The sequence below is a fragment of the Agromyces neolithicus genome (assembly GCF_039529735.1).
GTDB classification, from domain to species: Bacteria; Actinomycetota; Actinomycetes; order Actinomycetales; family Microbacteriaceae; genus Agromyces; species Agromyces neolithicus.
Genome location: NZ_BAAANJ010000016.1, coordinates 1 through 17,642, shown reverse-complemented (window position 1 = coordinate 17,642; position 17,642 = coordinate 1). Strand labels below are relative to the sequence as shown.

Sequence of the window (17,642 nt, the reverse complement as noted above, 5' to 3'; positions counted from 1 at the left end):
CGCTCCGTTCAGTTCGAACGCTGGAACATGACCAGCCACTGGCCGTCCTGGCACACGACGCCCTCTTGGTTGAGCACCTGCACGTCGAAGGTGACGATGCCACGATCAGGCTTCGAAGACGAGGCCTTGACTGCGGCGACCTGCTGCTCGACGTGGATGGTGTCACCGATCTTGACCGGCGCCTTGAGATTCCAGGTCATGCCGAGAAAGGCGATCGCGGTGCCCTCCTTGAGGCCGAGCCGCGACTCGAGGCCGGTCGCGATGGCGAACACGCCCGGGCCGTGGAAGATCCGGCCGCCGAACGCCGTGGTCTTCGCGAACTCCTCGTCGGTGTGGAGCGGGTTGTAGTCGCCGGAGAGGCCGGCGAACAGCGAGACGTCGGCCTCGGTGATCGTGCGGGCTGGAGTCGTCCATCGCTGGTCGACCTCGAAGTCATCGAAGTAGAGCGCGGTCCCGTCGGGCATGGTCAGTCCTCTCGTGGAAAGCCGGTGGAGCAATCGCGGTCTACCCGCGTGCCGTCAACCTTCCCCCGCTCGCCGGGGCTCACCAATTGGAACTTCGCCAATAGATGACTCCCTCCTACGTGAGTGCTACCAATGGCGACCCGAGATGCACAGAACCTACAGTCGTCTGCAGCAATGAGCACGGCCGAATCCGTGAGCACTTCCCTGTTCCACCACGAGTTCCCTGTTCGACCCCCCGAGTTCAAGGATGAACCAATGACCACCCAGCGTGAAGAAGTCGTACCGCCAAATCAGCTCGCCTACGTCCCCGAGACCGGAGCCGTCGTCACGACCGAGGGCGGCACCAAGCTCGTCGGCCGGCTGCACACCTACGATCTCGTGCTGGCCGCGCTCGCCTTCGCGGGCCCGCTCGCCGCAACGATTGGATACATCTCCCTGCTCATCGGCTACGGCAACGGGCTCGGCACCCCGATGATGTTCCTTCTGGTGATGGGCATCCTGCTCGTTTTCGGCCTGACCTACGGCGCGATGACGCGTCACGTCGACCGGCCCGGTGCGTTCTACTCGTACATCACGGCCGGCCTAGGTCGGCACGTCGGCCTCGGCTCTTCCTTCCTGATCCTCGCCTCGTACATAACGATCGGCATCGGATTCTACGGATTCGCCGGCCTCTCGATGCAGGAGTTTGTCGTCCGCGCCGGCGGACCGGACATCGTGTGGTGGGTGTACGCGCTGGCGTTCTGGGCGCTGGTCGGGACGCTCGCCTACTTCCGCGTCGACATCTCCGCGAAGGTCCTCGGGGCGCTGCTCATCCTCGAAGTCATCGTCGTCGTCGTGTTCGACATCGTCTCCTTCGCGGGCGGTGCCACCGGCATCTCGCTCGAGCCGTTCAATCCAACCGAGTTCTTCGTGGGCAACGTCGGCTTCGCGCTGGCATTCGCCGTCGCCCTGTTCACCGGCTTCGAGTCGACTGCGATCTACCGCGAGGAGACGGTTCGCCCGAACAAGACCATCCCGCGGGCCACCATCATCGTGGTGCTCGTCATCGGCCTCTTCTACTCGATCACCTCGTGGGCGTTCATCACGGGTCTCGGCGCCGAGACCGCGGTCGAACAGGCGGCAGCCGACCCCGCCGGTGTGTTCTTCGTCGTCGCATCGCAGTACGGCGGGCAGATCCTCGTCGACGTCGCCTCGGTGCTGCTCATCTCGAGCGTGTTCGCGGCGCACCTTGCGATCCAGAATGTGTCGACCCGCTACGTCTACTCGCTGTCGATCGACGGCATCCTGCCCCGTGCCCTCGGCGTCGCACACAAGCGGTTCGGATCGCCCGCCCGTGCATCGGTCACGGTGAGCCTCACGTACCTGATCCTCACCGGCGCACTCACCATCATCGGCCTCACCGCGCTCGAGATCTACGCGTGGTTCGCCGGGCTCGCCTCATTCACCTTGATCCTTGCCATGGTGCTCGTGAGCATCAGCGCGGTCGCATACTACTTCTTCGGCACGGGCCGGAATCAGCGCAAGACGTTCAGCACCACACTCGCGCCGATCCTCTCGGTCATCGGCCTCGGCATCGTGGCGGTGCTCGTGCAGCTCAACTTCGGTGACATCACCGGCGGCGACCCGCTGCTGAACACCGTCATGATCATCTGCTCCTACGTGACCTTCATCGTCGGCATCATGGTCGCCGAGGTCCTCAGACGCCGCTCGCCGGCGAAGTACGCACGCATCGGCCGACAGTAAGAACCACCCAGGAGAGAACCACCATGCCCAATGACCGCTACAACTACGTGATCATCGGCGGAGGGAGTGCCGGCGCCACGCTGGCCAGGCGCCTCGCCGACGACCCCGAGGTGCGCGTGCTCCTCATCGAGGGCGGACCTGCCTACGAGGACGACCCGAAAGTGCGGTACCTGAAGGAGTCGCTGGGGCTCGTTGGTGACGCTCGGTACGACTACGACTACCCGTTGGTCGAACAGGAGCGGGGGAACTCCCTGCTCCGCATCAGCCGTGCGAAGATGCTCGGCGGCTGCAGCGCCCACAACGACTCGTGGGCCTTGCGCGCTCCCGACGCCGACATGGACCGCTGGCAGCAGCAGGGTGCCGTGGGATGGAGCGCCAAGGGCACAGCCCCATACTTCGACGCGATTCTGCGGGAGATGAAGGTTCACCCAGTCACCAAGGAAGCCGAGCTCTCGCAGGCGTGGATCGCTGCGTCGGCTGAACTCAGCATGCCCGAAATCGACAACACGAAGGGAGAGTACGGTGAGGGCATCTCGTGGGTCTCCCTGAATGAGCACGAGGGGTTGCGGTACTCCACCGCGATGGCCTACCTGTTCCCGCTCGCCGACCTGCCTGAGAACCTCACGCTGCAGCTGGAGACCCTCGCGACCCGAATCATCTTCGACGGAACGCGCGCCGTGGGCGTCGAGACCGATCGGGGCACGTTCTTCGCCGACCGCGAGGTCATCGTCAGCGCCGGCGCGGTCGACACGCCCAAGTTGCTCATGCTCTCGGGTGTGGGCCCGTCCGATCACCTGCAGGAGCACGGCATCGACGTCGTCGTGGACCTGCCGGGCGTCGGCTCGAATCTGCAGGACCACATCGAGTCCCCCGTGACGTGGGAATCGAGTAGGCCTGCTGGGGCAAGCATAAACGGGCTCGACCTCGGCCTGTATGCGGCGCTCGGTCACAGCGACGAGGACTTCGACACCCAGGTGACGATCGGGCACTTCAACTACTGGCTGGATGCGCCGCCGTTCGACGAGCTCGAGCACACCGAACTCGCGTTCACCTTCGCACCGAACGTCGCTCGCCCCGCGTCGAAGGGTAGGATTCGGCTCGCGTCGTCCGACTGGCGCGACAAGCCCTTGCTCGACCCGCGATACTTCACGGACGCGGGGAACGAGGACGAGGCCAAGCTCGTGGCCGGGATCCGGCTGGCCCGGGAGTTCGCGAAGACCGACGCGCTTCGTGATTGGATCGTCCGCGAGATCACCCCGGGCCCGTCGCTGCAGACCGATGAGGAACTCGGCGAATACGCCAGGCGCTACTCGAACACCGTCTACCACCCGATGTGCACCGCGAAGATGGGCGACCCGGCCGACCCGATGACGGTGGTCGACCCGCGTCTGCGGGTCAAGGGCGTGGAGAACCTGCGGGTCGTCGACGGTTCGGTCATGCCCGAGATCGTGCGCGTCAACCCCAACATGACCATCATCATGATCGGCGCGAAGGCTGCCGATCTCATCAAGGAGGACCACCGATGAGCACCGTCAGCACTCCAACCATCCCGGCGCTGCGGCATCTGATCGCCGGTGAGTCGGTCGCCGGAAGCGGTGAGTACGCCGTGGTCGACCCGAGCACCGGCGCCCAGATCGCGGTGCAGCCGGTCGCCACATCGGCCGAGGTCGATGCCGCCGTCGCGGCGGCGAAGGGCGCGTTCGTGTCATGGCGTCGCACCACTGCGGCCGAGCGTTCCGGATACCTTCTCTCACTCGCCGACGCGATCGACGCGTCGGCCGAGGAGTTCTCCGCGCTCGAGTCGCTCGACGTCGGCAAGCCGATCAGCACAGCCAGGGCGGAGCTTCCGGGTATCTCTGACACGCTCCGCTACTACGCGGGCGCCGCACGCGTGCCGCACGGCACCTCGTCGGGTTCGTACGCGTCGGGCATGCACTCGCGGGTCGAACGCGAGCCGGTCGGCGTGGTCGGCCTGATCACGCCGTGGAACTACCCGCTGCTCGAAGCTGTCTGGAAGATCGCCCCGGCCCTCGCCGCCGGCAACACGCTCGTGCTGAAGCCGTCGGAACTGACGCCGCTCACGACGGTTCGGCTGTTCGAACTCGCGTCGGGGATCCTGCCGACCGGGGTCGTCAATGTGGTGCTCGGCGACGCATCGACCGGCCGCGAGCTGGTCGCGCATACCGAAGTCAGCATGATCTCGATCACGGGCGACGTTGGCACGGGCAAGGCGGTGGCCGCGTCGGCCGCGCAGACGTTGAAGCGCGTGCACCTCGAGCTCGGAGGGAAGGCCCCGGTGCTGGTCCTGCCCGACACCGACCTGTCGACGACCGTCGAGTTCCTCGTTTCGGCGGGACTGGTCAACAGCGGCCAGGACTGCACCGCCGCGTGCCGAGTCATCGTGCACGATGCGATTTACGACGAGTTCGTCGACCGGTACGTCGCCGCGGCCGCTGCCGTCGTCCCGGGGATCGGCCTGGACGAGGCGACGACGATGGGGCCCTTGGTCTCCGAGCGTCAGCGCGAGCGGGTGCTGGGCTTCATCGACCGCGCCCGGTCGGCCGGCGCGCAGGTTGCCGTCGGCGGCGATGCGCCGTCGCAGCCCGGATCATTCGTGAACCCCACGGTCATCCTCGGCGCCGAGCAGGGCTCGGAGATCATCCAGAGCGAGGTGTTCGGCCCGGTCACCACCATCCAGCGCGGCGCCTCGGAAGCGGCCATGGTCGAGTGGGCGAACGACACCCGGTACGGCCTGTCGGCGGGCGTCTGGACCGACGACCTCAACGCCTCGCAGCGGGTCACCCGCGCCCTGAACTTCGGCACGGTCTGGATCAACACGCACCTCTGGACGTTCCCCGAGACGCCGTTCGGCGGCTTCGACGGATCAGGCTACGGCAAGGAGCTCTCGCCGATGTCGATCGACGACTACTCGCGGTTCAAGCACGTACTCCTGCAGGAGCGGTAGGCGAGCTCGGCGACGACTCGAGGGTGGCGCCGCGGTGCGGTCTCACCCCTCGTTCGTGAGCGCGAGCAGCGCCGATCGCAGCGACTCCCAGATCGGCGTGCGCCAGAACAGGCCCGAGCCGGCATCGCGCTCGCAGGCGACGTGCTTGGTCGAGACCGTCGCGACCACGCGACCGCTCGCGGCGTCCCGCCAGGTCGTCTCGAAGACGAAATCGGTCTCGGTCAGTTCGGCGATGCTTCGAGTCACCCTGACGTCGTCTCCGAGGCGCGCGGCCGACGGATAGTCCGCCCAACTCGTGCGCACCGGCAGCCCCCGCCCCGAAGACAGGATCTGCTCGAGCGGAATCCCGTGCTCCGCGAGCCAGTTCGTGAAGGTCGACTCGTGCCAGCGGTACACAGTCGCGAAGTACAGCACTCCTGCGGCGTCGACATCTCCGAGCACGACCAGCACGCGCACCTCCGGGTATTTGAGCGTGCCTCGAACGTATCGCCGCTCAGAACGCCCCGATTTCGGCAGAACACCAATCGCCGCGCGAATGCTTCAGACATGTTCCCATCGCCCGCAGGGGGATGACGCCCGTAGTGTCCTGCACAATCACTTCCCGATCAGCTGTGCAAGGAGTCTCCAATGGCGACAGACGACGACCGCTCGGCCGTCCCCGACCCGCTGACGCCGACCGCGGCCATTCGCAGCATCCCCGAGGGCGCTCAGATCCTCGAGGCACGCGACATCAAGGTCGACTTCTCGGGCCACCAGGTGCTCAACGGCGTCTCGCTCGCGGTCAACCGCGGCGAGGTGATCGCGATCATCGGCCCGAGCGGGTCGGGGAAGAGCACGTTCCTGCGCTGCTTCAACCTGCTGCAGTCGCCGAGCGCGGGTCACCTCACCATCGGCGACACCGAGGTGTTCTCGGGCTCGTCCTCGAACATCCGCAGCCGCGACCTGCTGCTCCTACGCCGCAAGGTGGGCATGTGCTTCCAGTCGTTCAACCTCTTCCCGCACCTCACCGCCCTCGAGAACGTGGTGCTGGCCCAGGTGCGCGCACTCGGCCGCTCGAAGCGCGACGCGCGCACCCGCGGCATGCAGCTGCTCGACCGGGTCGGATTGAGCGACCGCGCCGACATGAAGCCGTCACAACTGTCGGGCGGGCAGCAGCAGCGCGTCGCCATCGCTCGCGCCCTCGCGCTCGACCCCGAGATCATGCTCTTCGACGAGCCGACTTCGGCGCTCGACCCCGAGCTCGGCGTCGAGGTGCTCGCGGTGATGCGCGAGCTCGCGGATGAGGGCATGACGATGATCATCGTCACGCACGAGATGCACTTCGCCGAGGATGTCGCCGACCGTGTCATCTTCATGGCCGACGGCAACATCGTCGAAGAGGGCACTCCGAAAAAGGTGATCCGGAACCCGGAGCACGCCCGCACCCGCAAATTCCTCTCGGCGGTCATCGACCGATGAACTTCCTCGAGTACATCCCCACACTTGCGTCGGGTATCGCCACGACGCTCGCGTTGACCGCGCTGAGCTTCGCGTTCGGCGCCGTGTTCGCCCTTCCCGTCGCCATGGCGCGAAGCTCGCGGTTCCGCAGCCTGCGCCTGCTGGCCGGCGGATACATCGAGCTCGTGCGCGGCATCCCGCCGATCGCATGGCTGTTCGTCCTGTTTTTCGGCCTCAACCAGTTCGGGATCCGGCTGAACAGCTTCACCGCTGCGGTGATCGGCCTCGCGATCATCTCGGCTGGGTACCTCGCGGAGATCTATCGCGCCGGCTTCAACGCCGTGCCCGCCGGGCAGCACGAGGCGGCCTCGGCCCTCTCGCTCTCCTCGCGGACGACCTTCAGCTCGGTCGTCGCGCCGCAGGCGATCATCACCGTGCTCCCGCTCGCCATCGCGTTCTTCATCGGCCTGCTCAAGGACAGCGCGGTCGCCTCGGTAATCGGCGTGCAGGACATCACCACGATCGCGGTGAGCCTCAGCAAGCGCTCGCTCGACAGCCTCACCATCTTCCTCGCTGCCGGCGCGGTCTACCTGCTCATCAGCATTCCGATCGCGATCTTCGGCAGCTGGCTCGGAAATCGCATCGCACAGAAGTGGGGAGCACGCCATGCCCGCTGACACCTGGCTCATCTGGTTCGCAGACCTGATGCCCGGCCTTCTGCTGAGCCTGCAGCTCACCGCAGTGCTCCTCGTCATCGGCCTGCCACTCGGCACGGTCTTCGCCACCGGACTGGGAAGCCGCAACCGCGCCATCCGCTACGTGACGGTGACGGTCGTCGAGATCTCCCGCGGTATTCCGGCGCTGGTGCTGCTCTACATCGTGTACTTCGGACTGCCGCAGGTTAGCCTCTCACTTGACGCCTTCTTCTCGGCTTCGGTCGCGCTCGGCCTCAGCTTCGGCGCGTACTCGTCCGCGGCGATCCGATCCGGCATCGACGCCGTGCACCCCGGCCAGCGCGAAGCCTCACGAGCGCTCGGCCTCCGGCACGGTGACGAGTTCTTCCGGGTCGTGCTCCCGCAGGCAATGAAGATCGTGACGCCGCCGCTCCTGGGCTGGGCCATCATCTACTTCCAGGCGACGTCGCTCGCCTTCGCGATCGCTGTTCCCGAACTACTCAGCCGCGCCTACACGCTCGCCACGCAGAACTTCCAGTACTTCACGATCCTCTCGATGGCCGCCGTGATCTACGCAGCGATCTCGATCCCGGCCTCGCTCTTCGCCGACTACCTCGCCAATCGCCGCAGCCGACCCGCGACCTGACCGGCGCCTCCAGCTCCACACCCCAAACCGCACCTCCATCCCCAACCCAACCCATTGGAGAGAACCATGAAGCACCACGCCCCAGCACGTACCGCTCTCGTCCTCCTCGCCGTCGGCGCGAGCATGGCGCTCGTCGGCTGCAGCACCGGCACCGGCGCCGGCGCCGGCGCAGCAGCCGATCCCGACTGCACGCCGCAGAGTGAGTTCTCGACGATCTCCGACGGCGAACTGCTCGTCGTCGGCCCCGACTACCCGCCCCTGTTCATGTACGACGGCGACGAGATGTCGGGCGTCGACGGCGCGATCATCGCCGACTTCGCCGAGGCGAACTGCCTCAGCCCCGCCGTGACGGTGCTGCCTGCGGCGAGCGTCATCGAGGCGATCAAGGGTGGCCAGGCGGATGTCGCAGCCGGTGGTTGGTACCCCACCGACGAACGTGCCGAGGTCATCGGCCAGACCGTGCCCGCCTACGGCGACCCGGCGGTGCTCGTCGGCGTCGACCCGACGAACAGCATCGAGGACTACGAGGGCAAGCTCATCGGCACCACCCAGGGCTACCTCTGGTCTGACGACCTGCAGCGCTGGGGCGGCGACAACGTGAAGCTCTACCAGTCGCCCGATGCCGTCTTCCAGGACCTGCTCAACGGCCGCATCGACGTTGCGCTCATGGCCGTCAACGAGGCCGCGTACCGGCTCGACCAGAACCCCGGCACCGACCTCACGTACGTGACCATCGAGCCGTTCGAAGAGGTTCCCGCAACCCTCTACCCGTCGGTGACGAACCTGCCGTTCACGAAGGACAACGCGGAGCTCGGCGAGGCCCTCGACACCTTCCTCGAAGAGATCCGCTCGAGCGGAAGGCTCGCCGAGATCCTGAAGGAGTACGGCATCGACGAGAGCGCCGCGACTCCTGAGACGGAGTGATCCGCGACGTCCCTTGCTCAGCAACGAGACCGGCCGGTCGCCGTATGGCGGCCGGCCGTGCCACGCCCGATGTTCGATGGGCGGAAGAGCGCCGACGCGGTAGGCGCCCTTCGGCGTGACCAGAAACGACGCCAGATTGCGGTTTCGCGGCCCCGAATCAGCCCGCCCGCGTCCGTAACAGTAGGTACAATGAACCCATGAACACCGCGGAAATCCGCGGAATTCTGCCCCTCCAAGGTGCGGGCGCCGTGGCCAAGATCGCTTACCGTTGTTCTTGGTTCGAGTCCAGGTACCCCAGCACTGAGAAACCCCCGGTCATCCGGGGGTTTTGTCGTTTCGGCGGTTCGTCGGCGCGGCCGTCGCATGAGCCGGTCCGGCGGTGCGGGTCGAGCGGCTCCTGGGGTTGAGGCGTCGGCTCGTGCGGTGTCAGGGTGGAGTGAGTCCATCGACGACGAGACGAGGATGTGCCGATGCTGAACACGAACGCCGCGGCACCCGAGACCGGATACGCGCCGGTCAACGGGCTGCAGATGTACTACGAGTTGCACGGCGACGGCGGCACCCCGCTGGTGCTGCTGCATGGCGGGCTCTTCGACATCGAACAGCAGTTCGGCGCCCTGATCCCGAGCCTGTCGGCCGGCCGCCGGGTGATCGCCACCGACTTCCAAGGGCATGGCCGCACCAACGATATCGATCGGCCGTTGGGCACCGCCGCGCTGGCGTCCGATGTCGTCGCGTTGCTCGAGCATCTCGGTGTCGACCGGGTCGACGTGTTCGGATTCAGCGTCGGCGGTGCCGTCGCCCTGCACCTCGCGGTGCATCATCCCGAGCTCGTGCGCAAGCTGATCGTGTCGTCGGTGTCGTTCCGGCCCGACGGCGACCGCGGCGGCAACGCCGAGGCCGTCGCCGAGATGACCGTCGACATGATCGCCGGCACGCCCATGCAACAGCGCTACCTCGCTGTCTCGCCGCACCCCGACCTCGAGCACCTGCAGGGCCTGCTCGACAAGATCTCACGGTACGGCGCGGGCGAGAGCGGATGGACCGACGACGAGATCCGCGGAATCGCCGCGCCCACCCTCATCACGGTCGGCGACTGCGACATGGTCAGGCTCGACCACGCCGTGAGGTTCCTGCAGTTGCGCGGGGGAGACGTGAACGGCGACCTCGAGGGCGTGCCCGCCTCGCAACTCGCGGTGTTCCCGGGGACGACGCACTTCTTCGGGCTCGCCCGCACCGACCTCGTCCGCGACGTCGTCACGACGTTCCTCGACTCGCCCGTGGGCGCCGGGTGGCAGGACGTGGCTCCCGAGGGCTGAGCCGAAGCAGCACCCCGCGATGCCCTTCGCTGAGCATGCGAGTTTCCGTGACATCCGGGTTTGCATCGCGCAGCCGCGTTTGTCACGCTGTGAGGCGTGCCGTCATCCTCGCGCTCCGCGTTCTTCGCGGGCCTCTCCGTGAAGCGCCTCCTCCTGGTCGCGGGCGGCGCCGTGCTGCTGCTCGGCATCGCGGTGCTCGTCGCGCGCGGGCTGCGCACGCTTCCCGAGGTGCAGGCGTTCATCGCCGAGTACCCGGGGCACAGCGACCTGCCCGAGGGCGCGCCGGTCGGCATTCCGGCCTGGCTGGCATGGCAGCACTTCTTCAACGCGTTCCTGCTCGTGATGATCGTGCGAACCGGGCTCATCGTGCGTTCGAAGACCCGCCCGCCCGCGTTCTGGACCCGCGACAACACCCGCTGGCCGCGCACCGACGGCGCCCCGCGGCGTCTCGGCATCTCGGTGTGGCTGCACCTCGTGGTCGACGCGTTCTGGGTGCTGAACGGCGTCGTCTACGTCGTGCTGCTCTTCGCCACAGGCCAGTGGGTGCGCATCGTGCCGACCGACTGGTCGGTCGTTCCCAACTCGATCTCGGTCGTGCTGCAGTACGCGTCGCTCGCGTGGCCCGTCGAGAACTCGTGGGTCTCGTACAACGACGCGCAGGTGCTGTCGTACTTCGCGGTCGTGTTCATCGCCTCACCCCTCGCGATCATCACCGGGCTGCGACTCTCGCCGGGCTGGCCGATGCGCGGCGCACTCTCGAAGGCGCCGCCCGAGCGATTCGCGCGCGCCCTGCATTACCCGGTGATGCTGTTCTTCCTGCTGTTCACGTTCGTGCACGTCGTGCTCGTGCTCACGACGAGTGCACTGCGCAACCTCAATCACATGTACGCATCGCGCGAAGGCGACGACTGGGTGGGGTTCGTGATCTTCGCGGTGTCGATCGTCGCGATGGTCGGCGGGTGGGTGCTCGCGCGGCCGCTGCTGCTGGTGCCGGTCGCCGAGCGGTTCGGTACGGTGCGACGGATGCCTCAGCCGCAGCGACCTCCGGCGCAGAAGCCGCCGGCGGCGCAGCGGTGAAGCGACTCTGCCGGTGTATCGGCGGCGACTCGCGTCGATCGCTGCTGGACAGCGAGCCCGTGCTGAGGTTCGATTGAAGCGCACAGAGAACGAACACTCACCGCGGGGGACCCTGCCCATGGTCGAACGAAGCAAACGCAACCGGGATTTCGCCGAGACGAGGACCCCGGTGGGCGTCGTCGGAGGGATCGTCGGTCTCATCGCCGCGAGCACGGCGCTTGCGGCCCTCGTCGTGGCCGCCGCGACGCCGGCGATCGCGATGGTCGGGCTCGCGGCATCCGGAACGATCGGAATGTTCGACAACCTGCCGGGCTACCTCGAGATCGACGAACTGTCTGAGAAGAGCAACATCTACGCCACCGGTAAAGACGGAAAGCCGGTGCTGCTCGCCTCGTTCTACGACCAGAACCGCGTCGAGGTCGCATGGAACCAGATCGACCAAGATGTGAAAGACGCCACGATCGCGAGTGAAGACCCGCGGTTCTACGACCATGGCGGCGTCGACATCCAGGGCACCCTGCGCGCGGCGGTCACGACCGCGAGCGGGCGCGAGACGCAGGGCGGTTCGTCGCTCGCGCAGCAGTATGTGAAGAACGTGCGCGTGCAGGAGTGCGAGCTGAACCCCGATGAGGCCGTGCAGGCCGACTGCTACGACGCGGTCACCGAGACGACCATCGACCGCAAGATCAAAGAGATGCGGCTCGCGATCGGCGTCGAGAAGCGCTACAGCAAAGACGAGATCCTGCTCGGCTACCTCAACATCGCGGGCTTCGGCGGCACGGTCTACGGCATCGAGGCGGCCGCGAACTACTACTACGGTGCGTCGGCGTCGAACCTCACGCTCGCGCAGGCGGCGTCGCTCGTGGCGATCGTGAACAATCCCGTGAAGTTCCAGCTCGACAAGCCGAACAGCGAGACGAACGGTGCGGCGAACGGCTACGCGCAGAACCTCGGCCGACGCAACTACATCCTCGGGCGCATGCTCGCCCTCGGCAAGGTCACCCGAGCCCAGTACGACGAGGCCGTCGCCACGCCGGTCGAGCCGAAGATCGTCGAGCCGAGTACCGGATGCCACACCGCAGGCCCGAGCGCGTACTTCTGCGACTACGTGAAGAACATCCTGCAGACCGACCCGATCTTCGGCGAAGATGCCGAGACGCGCATGCTGAACTTCCGCCGCGGCGGCTATGACGTGTACACGACCCTCGACGTCGACCTGCAGGCCGCTGCCGACTCGGCGATGAAGCAGAACGTGCCGATGACCTACCCCGGCTGGGACGTCGGGGGAGTGATCTCGAGCGTGCAGGTCGGCACCGGACGTGTGCTCGCCATGGTGCAGAACAAGGTCTACAGCCAAGATCCGCTCGTGCTGCAGAAGGGTCCGCAGTACACGAGCATCAACTACAACACCGATTACGTGAACGGGGGGTCGAGCGGGTTCCAGCCGGGTTCGACGTACAAGGTCTTCACCCTCGCCCAGTGGCTGAAGGAGGGGCATTCCCTCAATGAACGAGTCGACTCGGCAGTGAAGTCGAACTGGGGAACCTTCCGAGACAGCTGTCTCGGCGACTGGAACACCAACGCCGAGGGGTGGAACCCCAGGAACGATGCGAACGAGTCCGGCGGAAACTACTCGGCCCTCGAATCGACGATCGGCTCGATCAACACCGGGTTCGTCGGCATGGCGAAGAGGCTCGATCTCTGCGGCATCCGAAAGACCGCCGAGGCGTTCGACATGCACCGTGCCGACGGCAACCAACTCGAGCAGAGTCCCTCGACCGTGATCGGCACGAACGAGATCGCGCCGCTGAGCCTCGCGGTCGCGTTCGCGGGCATCGCCAACAACGGCGTGACGTGCAGCCCCATCGCGATCGACCGCATCGTCGGCCGCGATGGCGAAGAGGTCGCACCACCGAAGTCGACCTGCACCCAGTCGGTCTCGCCCGAGGTCGCCGCCGGCATGCATTATGCGCTGCGCCGGGTCATGACGAACGGCACGGCCCAGCAGTCGAACCAGAACACGGTGCCGCAGGTGCCGCTCATCGGCAAGACGGGAACGACCGACTTCGCGAAGGACACCTGGATGGCGGGCGCGAGCACGAAGGTCGCCACGGTGGCCGCCGTCGTGAGCGTCACGGGGGAACAGAATCAGCGCAACACCTCGTTCGACAGCGGCGAGGCTGCGACCGCCCGGCACCGCATGTGGCCGATCGTGATGTCGGTCGCGGCGGCGAAGTACGGCGGCGGCGCCTTCACCGAGGCAGCGCCCGGACCGGTCGGATCGACCGGCGGCGACGACGCAGACGGCGGTGACGACAGCGCCGGCGATGGACCCGGGAACAACGGCAACGGCAATGGCAATGGCAATGGCCCCGGCGGTGGCGGCCCCGGCGGAGACGACTGACGGGTGACGCACGCAATGGGGCGGTCGATGATCATCGACCGCCCCATTCCTCACTCGCGGCTACGTCGTCGCGGCTTCCGCATTGCGGAATCGCACCCGGTGCACGATCCACGCGGCAACCGCGGCGGCCGCCGCACCGAACAGCACGAGCAGCCAGGGGAGCAACGTCGTCGGAGACACCGTCGACGTGCCGGCTGCCAGGGTCTCGGTGCCGGTCGACAGCTGGCCGTTGCCGTCGCTGACGGCCGCGGCGCCTTCGGCGAGCTCGTCGGCGCCCGTTGCGAGGGTCGCGCTTCCGTCGGCGAGCTGTTGCGTGCCGTCGGCGAGCTCGGCTGCGCCGCTCGAGAGCGTGCTCGTGCCGGCAGCCAGGTTGCCCGCACCCGCGCTCAGCGCGCTCACGCCGACCGACAGGTCTCCCGCCCCGGTCGAGAGCCGCTGCGTGCCGTCGGCGAGTCGCCCGGCGCCGGCTGCGAGCTCGCCCGACTTCGTCACGAGGCGCCCGGTGCCGGCGGCGAGTTCGCCTGACTTGGTGAAGAGGGTGTTGGTGCCGGCGGCGAGTTCGCCTGACTTGGTGAAGAGGGTGTTGGTGCCGGCGGCGAGTTCGCCTGACTTGGTGAAGAGGGTGTTGGTGCCGGCGGCGAGTTCGCCGGCCTTCGTGCCGAGCAACTGCGCCCCCGCGGCGAGTCGGCCGGTGCCATCTGCGAGCAGACCGGCCTTCTCGGCGAGCTCAGCAGACCCCGTCGCCACGGTGTCGCTGCCGGCCGAGAGACGTCCGAGCGCGCCCGCCAGTGTCGCCGCGCCCGTTTCCAGGGAGTCGACGGCACCCTTCGTCGCCGCGATGCCTTCACTCAGCTGCCCCACACCTGACGCGACGCCCTCGGCGCCGTCGGCGACACCGGACGCGCCGTTCCGGGCGGCGATCGATCCGTCGCGCAACGCCGCGACCTGGGCGACGAACGCTGCATCGGCACCCGAGGCGACGAGTGCGTCGTGCAGGGTCGAAAGGCCTGCGGCGAGCTTCGTGTTCGCTGCTTCCACCTGCTGGGCCCCGTCCTGCACCGCCACTGCGCCTGTCGAGAGCGCCGAGGCGCCGGTCTGCAGTGTTTCCGCGCCGGACTTGAGCGAGGTGAGACCGCTCGCGAGCGCGCCGGAGCCCGCCCTGGCCTGGGCCGCACCGGTGGCGATCTGGGCCACACCAGCCGAAAGATCCGCAGCACCCGATGCGAGCGCCGTCGTTCCGGCGGCCACCGATCCGGTCGACGTGGCGATTTCGGCGCTGCCGGCCGCGATGAGGCCCGCGCCGGTGTTGGCGGTGCCGATGCCGGCGGAGAGTTGCTTGGCGCCGGTGTTCGCGGTTCCGATGCCGGCCCACAGCAGGCCCGCGCCGGCGTTCGCGGTGCCGATGCCGGCCCACAACTGCCCGGCCCCCGATCTCGCGGTGCCGATGCCGGTGTTCAGTCGCTGTGCCCCACTGTTCAGGTCGCCAGCGCCGGTGACGAGCCTGCCGGCGCCGTCGCTGACCTCGGATGCGCCGTTCGCACTCGTCGCGGCTCCGTCGGCGAGGGAGTATGCGCCCGCTGCGGATTTGTCGGCCCCGGCCTTGAGCTTCGCGGCGCCGGCGGCGGCCGTCGTCGCACCGGCGGCGACCTTGTCTGCCCCGCTGTCGGCTTTTGCTGCGCCGTCTTCGAGGTCGACGGCGCCCGAAGAGAGCTGCGTGGCGCCGTCTGAGAGCTGCGCTGCGCCGTCGTCGACCTGACTGGCGCCCGAGGCGAGCCGCTCGGCTCCGCCGTCGAGCTTGCCGGTGGTGAGCAGGAAGAAGGCCGCGAGTGCGATCAGTGCGATCGCGAGGATCACCGCGGTGATCTTCACCCCCGCACCGTGCTCGTGCGCAGTGGAATCGATTCTCGTCATTGAGGGCTCCTGTGGTCGCTCGGGCGTGACGGCGCGCGTCATCGTCCGGAGGGTGGGTGCAAGACGATGACGGTGCGGGTCATCGGGTGCGCATCACGCGATCGGCGGGATGCGATCCGTCAGGAGGGCCGACATACGGATCGGGCGACACCTTCGTTGGCGCCGCCCGGTACCGAAGTCCCTGAGGGTTCGTTGAATGTAACAGTGCAGGAGGATGTCACAGCGGATGCCCCTGAAGATGTGTGCGGAACTCCAAACGATCGCCGGTCAGGCATGCCATTCCTTGTCGATCGGCGACAGGGACGGTGCGCGGGCGCGTGCGACGCGACCGCCCGTGGCGACTCGCGGGTCAGAAGTCGATCGTGTCGCCCGGCTCGAGGGGAAGGAACTCGCCGCCGCCCTGTTCGGTCGCCCAGGCGAGTCGCGCGTTCGAAAGTGTCTTGCCGAATCGTGAGAGCAGCATCTCGTGCGTGGGGAAGGCGCGGCGTGGCGCGACCGCCTCGACGTAGTCCATGGCCTCGCTGATCTTCATCCACGGTGCGGCCGCCGGCGCCGCGAGCACCTCGACCGCGACCCCCTCGGGCACGGTGAACGAGTCGCCCGCGTAGTACAGTGCGTCGTTGACGAGCACGCCGACGTTGTCGATGACGGGGATCGAGCGGTGGATGATCGCGTGCTGCCCCCCGAAGAAGCGCAACCGGAACGGGCCGGCCTCGACCTCATCACCGGCGGCGACCACTTCGATGTCGAAGTCGGCTGCGGCGGCCGCGACACCGGCCGGACCGAAGAGCCGAACGTCGGTGTTCGCTTCAGTGATGCGTCGCAGTTGGTCGGGTGTCCAGTGGTCGTCGTGCTGGTGGGTGATCACGACGGCAACGGCGCCGGCCGCCTCGGTGATGGGCGTCGTGAACTTGCCCGGGTCGACGAAGAGCCGGTCACCGGAGTCCTCGATCACGAGGGCGGCATGCTCGAGTTTCGTGAGGCGCATGTCTTGAGCCAACACCCGGCGCGTGACGCGGCGCAACCCGTTGCGCCGCGGCGCCTGCCGCGCCTGCCAGAATCGCAGCATGTCGCACTCGCCCAAGCGTCTCGTCGTCGCCGTGAACCCCACGGCCTCGTTCGGGCGCAACCGGTGGGTCGGCGCTGCCGTCGTCGAGCGCCTTCTGGCAGAGGGCTTCGAGGTCTCGATGCTTCGCGAGGCGAACATCGAACTCCTGCGTCGCGAGGTCGAGTCGGCGGTCGCGCGGGGCACCGACGGCCTCGTGGTCGTCGGTGGCGATGGCATGGCGTCACTCGGCGTCAACATCGTCGCCCAGACCGACCTTCCGCTCGGTCTTGTCGCGACCGGCACCGGCAACGACCTCGCGCGGGGCCTCGGGCTGCCGTTCGACGACCCTGCGGCGGCCATCGACGCGCTCGTCGATCGTCTTCGGCGGCCGCCGCGCCGCATCGATGCGGGACTCATCCGCCACGGCGTCCTCTCGACGTGGTTCGCGTGCGTGGTGTCGGCCGGCTTCGACGCGGTCGTCAACGAGCGCGCGAATCGCATGTCGCGGCCGCGTGGGAGCAGCCGCTACACCATCGCGATGCTCCGCGAACTCGCGACCTTCCGCCCCCGGCGGTACACGCTCACGGTCGACGGCCGGCGTCGTGAGCAGCGGGCGATGCTCGTGTCCGTCGCCAACAACTCGTCGCTCGGCGGCGGCATGCGCATCGTGCCGCAGGCCGACCTCGCCGACGGGCTGCTCGACGTGTTCATCGTGCACCCGCTGTCGCGGGCGGGCCTCATCGCCGTGTTCCCGAAGGTGTTCGCCGGCACGCATGTCGACCACCCCGCGGTCGAGTTCCTCACCGGCAGGCACATCGTGATCGAGGCCGACGACGCCGTCGCCTACGCCGACGGCGAGCGCATCGGCTCACTTCCGATCGAGATCGAGGTGGTTCCCGGCGCGCTCTCGGTGTTCGCCTGACCGCTGCGGATGACCCGGGCGCGTCGATTTGCAGGGCCTTCTAAAGTCGGGGCGTCTGTGACTGTTGTCCGGCGTGGCTGCTGCTAACGAGGGGAACTCCTGTTAATC

15 protein-coding genes are annotated in these 17,642 nt (G+C 67.7%); 11 read left to right on the top strand and 4 right to left on the bottom strand.

All coding sequences use genetic code 11. The annotated features are described in order from the left end of the window. Positions 1-8: 8 nt before the first annotated feature. The gene (locus ABD164_RS15155; protein WP_344297134.1) at positions 9-464 is read right to left on the bottom strand and encodes a MaoC/PaaZ C-terminal domain-containing protein; all 456 of its coding nucleotides are present in this window, start codon (positions 462-464) and stop codon (positions 9-11) included. A 255-nt stretch (positions 465-719) separates the two neighbouring features. On the opposite strand from ABD164_RS15155, the gene ABD164_RS15150 reads away from it, so the two are divergent. Genes ABD164_RS15150 through ABD164_RS15140 form a run of 3 tightly spaced genes read left to right on the top strand, consistent with a single transcriptional unit; the run spans position 720 to position 5,172 of the window. After that, complete coding sequence (locus ABD164_RS15150; protein WP_344297133.1) at positions 720-2,207, top strand: APC family permease; 1,488 nt, start codon at positions 720-722, stop codon at positions 2,205-2,207. Between the two features lie 23 nt (positions 2,208-2,230). Continuing rightward, positions 2,231-3,733: a GMC family oxidoreductase gene (locus tag ABD164_RS15145; protein ID WP_344297132.1), complete on the top strand. Its 1,503-nt coding sequence runs from the start codon at positions 2,231-2,233 to the stop codon at positions 3,731-3,733. Then, positions 3,730-5,172, top strand: coding sequence for an aldehyde dehydrogenase family protein (locus tag ABD164_RS15140; protein ID WP_344297131.1), 1,443 nt, complete (start codon positions 3,730-3,732; stop codon positions 5,170-5,172). Before ABD164_RS15145 ends, ABD164_RS15140 begins: the two co-directional genes overlap by 4 nt. Before the next feature lie 42 nt (positions 5,173-5,214). Here the strand turns inward: ABD164_RS15140 and ABD164_RS15135 are convergent, their stop codons facing one another. Continuing rightward, entirely contained in the window at positions 5,215-5,628 is a 414-nt protein-coding gene (locus tag ABD164_RS15135; RefSeq protein WP_344297130.1) for an acyl-CoA thioesterase, read from the bottom strand. 171 nt (positions 5,629-5,799) lie between these two features. Between ABD164_RS15135 and ABD164_RS15130 the strand changes: the two genes are divergently transcribed. From ABD164_RS15130 to ABD164_RS15100, 7 genes are all read left to right on the top strand, one after another. Continuing rightward, a complete protein-coding gene (locus ABD164_RS15130; RefSeq protein ID WP_344297129.1) occupies positions 5,800-6,630 on the top strand; it encodes an amino acid ABC transporter ATP-binding protein in 831 nt (276 codons plus the stop codon). After that, a complete protein-coding gene (locus tag ABD164_RS15125) occupies positions 6,627-7,286 on the top strand; it encodes an amino acid ABC transporter permease (RefSeq protein ID WP_344297128.1) in 660 nt (219 codons plus the stop codon). Before ABD164_RS15130 ends, ABD164_RS15125 begins: the two co-directional genes overlap by 4 nt. Continuing rightward, positions 7,276-7,929 (top strand): amino acid ABC transporter permease, encoded by a 654-nt coding sequence (locus ABD164_RS15120; RefSeq protein WP_344297127.1) that lies wholly within the window; start codon positions 7,276-7,278, stop codon positions 7,927-7,929. Before ABD164_RS15125 ends, ABD164_RS15120 begins: the two co-directional genes overlap by 11 nt. A 66-nt stretch (positions 7,930-7,995) precedes the next feature. Beyond that, complete coding sequence (locus ABD164_RS15115) at positions 7,996-8,853, top strand: substrate-binding periplasmic protein (protein WP_344297126.1); 858 nt, start codon at positions 7,996-7,998, stop codon at positions 8,851-8,853. 470 nt (positions 8,854-9,323) lie between these two features. Further along, the gene (locus tag ABD164_RS15110; protein WP_344297125.1) at positions 9,324-10,172 is read left to right on the top strand and encodes an alpha/beta fold hydrolase; all 849 of its coding nucleotides are present in this window, start codon (positions 9,324-9,326) and stop codon (positions 10,170-10,172) included. 96 nt (positions 10,173-10,268) lie between these two features. Next, the gene (locus tag ABD164_RS15105; RefSeq protein ID WP_344297124.1) at positions 10,269-11,249 is read left to right on the top strand and encodes a cytochrome b/b6 domain-containing protein; all 981 of its coding nucleotides are present in this window, start codon (positions 10,269-10,271) and stop codon (positions 11,247-11,249) included. A gap of 118 nt (positions 11,250-11,367) precedes the next feature. Then, positions 11,368-13,653: a transglycosylase domain-containing protein gene (locus ABD164_RS15100; protein ID WP_344297123.1), complete on the top strand. Its 2,286-nt coding sequence runs from the start codon at positions 11,368-11,370 to the stop codon at positions 13,651-13,653. Positions 13,654-13,713: 60 nt separating this feature from the next. Here the strand turns inward: ABD164_RS15100 and ABD164_RS15095 are convergent, their stop codons facing one another. Further along, entirely contained in the window at positions 13,714-15,564 is a 1,851-nt protein-coding gene (locus tag ABD164_RS15095) for a hypothetical protein (RefSeq protein ID WP_344297122.1), read from the bottom strand. 349 nt (positions 15,565-15,913) lie between these two features. Next, positions 15,914-16,552 (bottom strand): MBL fold metallo-hydrolase, encoded by a 639-nt coding sequence (locus ABD164_RS15090; RefSeq protein ID WP_344297246.1) that lies wholly within the window; start codon positions 16,550-16,552, stop codon positions 15,914-15,916. A 79-nt stretch (positions 16,553-16,631) separates the two neighbouring features. Here ABD164_RS15090 and ABD164_RS15085 point away from each other — a divergent pair, with 79 nt between their 5' ends. Then, positions 16,632-17,534 (top strand): diacylglycerol/lipid kinase family protein, encoded by a 903-nt coding sequence (locus ABD164_RS15085; RefSeq protein WP_344297121.1) that lies wholly within the window; start codon positions 16,632-16,634, stop codon positions 17,532-17,534. Positions 17,535-17,642: the final 108 nt, after the last annotated feature.

Coding starts and splice junctions, on each gene's coding strand:
- ABD164_RS15155 (WP_344297134.1), bottom strand. CDS start 464: ATGCCCGACGGGACCGCGCTCTACTTCGATGACTTCGAGGTCGACCAG.
- ABD164_RS15130 (WP_344297129.1), top strand. CDS start 5,800: ATGGCGACAGACGACGACCGCTCGGCCGTCCCCGACCCGCTGACGCCG.
- ABD164_RS15090 (WP_344297246.1), bottom strand. CDS start 16,552: ATGCGCCTCACGAAACTCGAGCATGCCGCCCTCGTGATCGAGGACTCC.
- ABD164_RS15140 (WP_344297131.1), top strand. CDS start 3,730: ATGAGCACCGTCAGCACTCCAACCATCCCGGCGCTGCGGCATCTGATC.
- ABD164_RS15125 (WP_344297128.1), top strand. CDS start 6,627: ATGAACTTCCTCGAGTACATCCCCACACTTGCGTCGGGTATCGCCACG.
- ABD164_RS15145 (WP_344297132.1), top strand. CDS start 2,231: ATGCCCAATGACCGCTACAACTACGTGATCATCGGCGGAGGGAGTGCC.
- ABD164_RS15100 (WP_344297123.1), top strand. CDS start 11,368: ATGGTCGAACGAAGCAAACGCAACCGGGATTTCGCCGAGACGAGGACC.
- ABD164_RS15085 (WP_344297121.1), top strand. CDS start 16,632: ATGTCGCACTCGCCCAAGCGTCTCGTCGTCGCCGTGAACCCCACGGCC.
- ABD164_RS15150 (WP_344297133.1), top strand. CDS start 720: ATGACCACCCAGCGTGAAGAAGTCGTACCGCCAAATCAGCTCGCCTAC.
- ABD164_RS15095 (WP_344297122.1), bottom strand. CDS start 15,564: ATGACGAGAATCGATTCCACTGCGCACGAGCACGGTGCGGGGGTGAAG.
- ABD164_RS15110 (WP_344297125.1), top strand. CDS start 9,324: ATGCTGAACACGAACGCCGCGGCACCCGAGACCGGATACGCGCCGGTC.
- ABD164_RS15115 (WP_344297126.1), top strand. CDS start 7,996: ATGAAGCACCACGCCCCAGCACGTACCGCTCTCGTCCTCCTCGCCGTC.
- ABD164_RS15120 (WP_344297127.1), top strand. CDS start 7,276: ATGCCCGCTGACACCTGGCTCATCTGGTTCGCAGACCTGATGCCCGGC.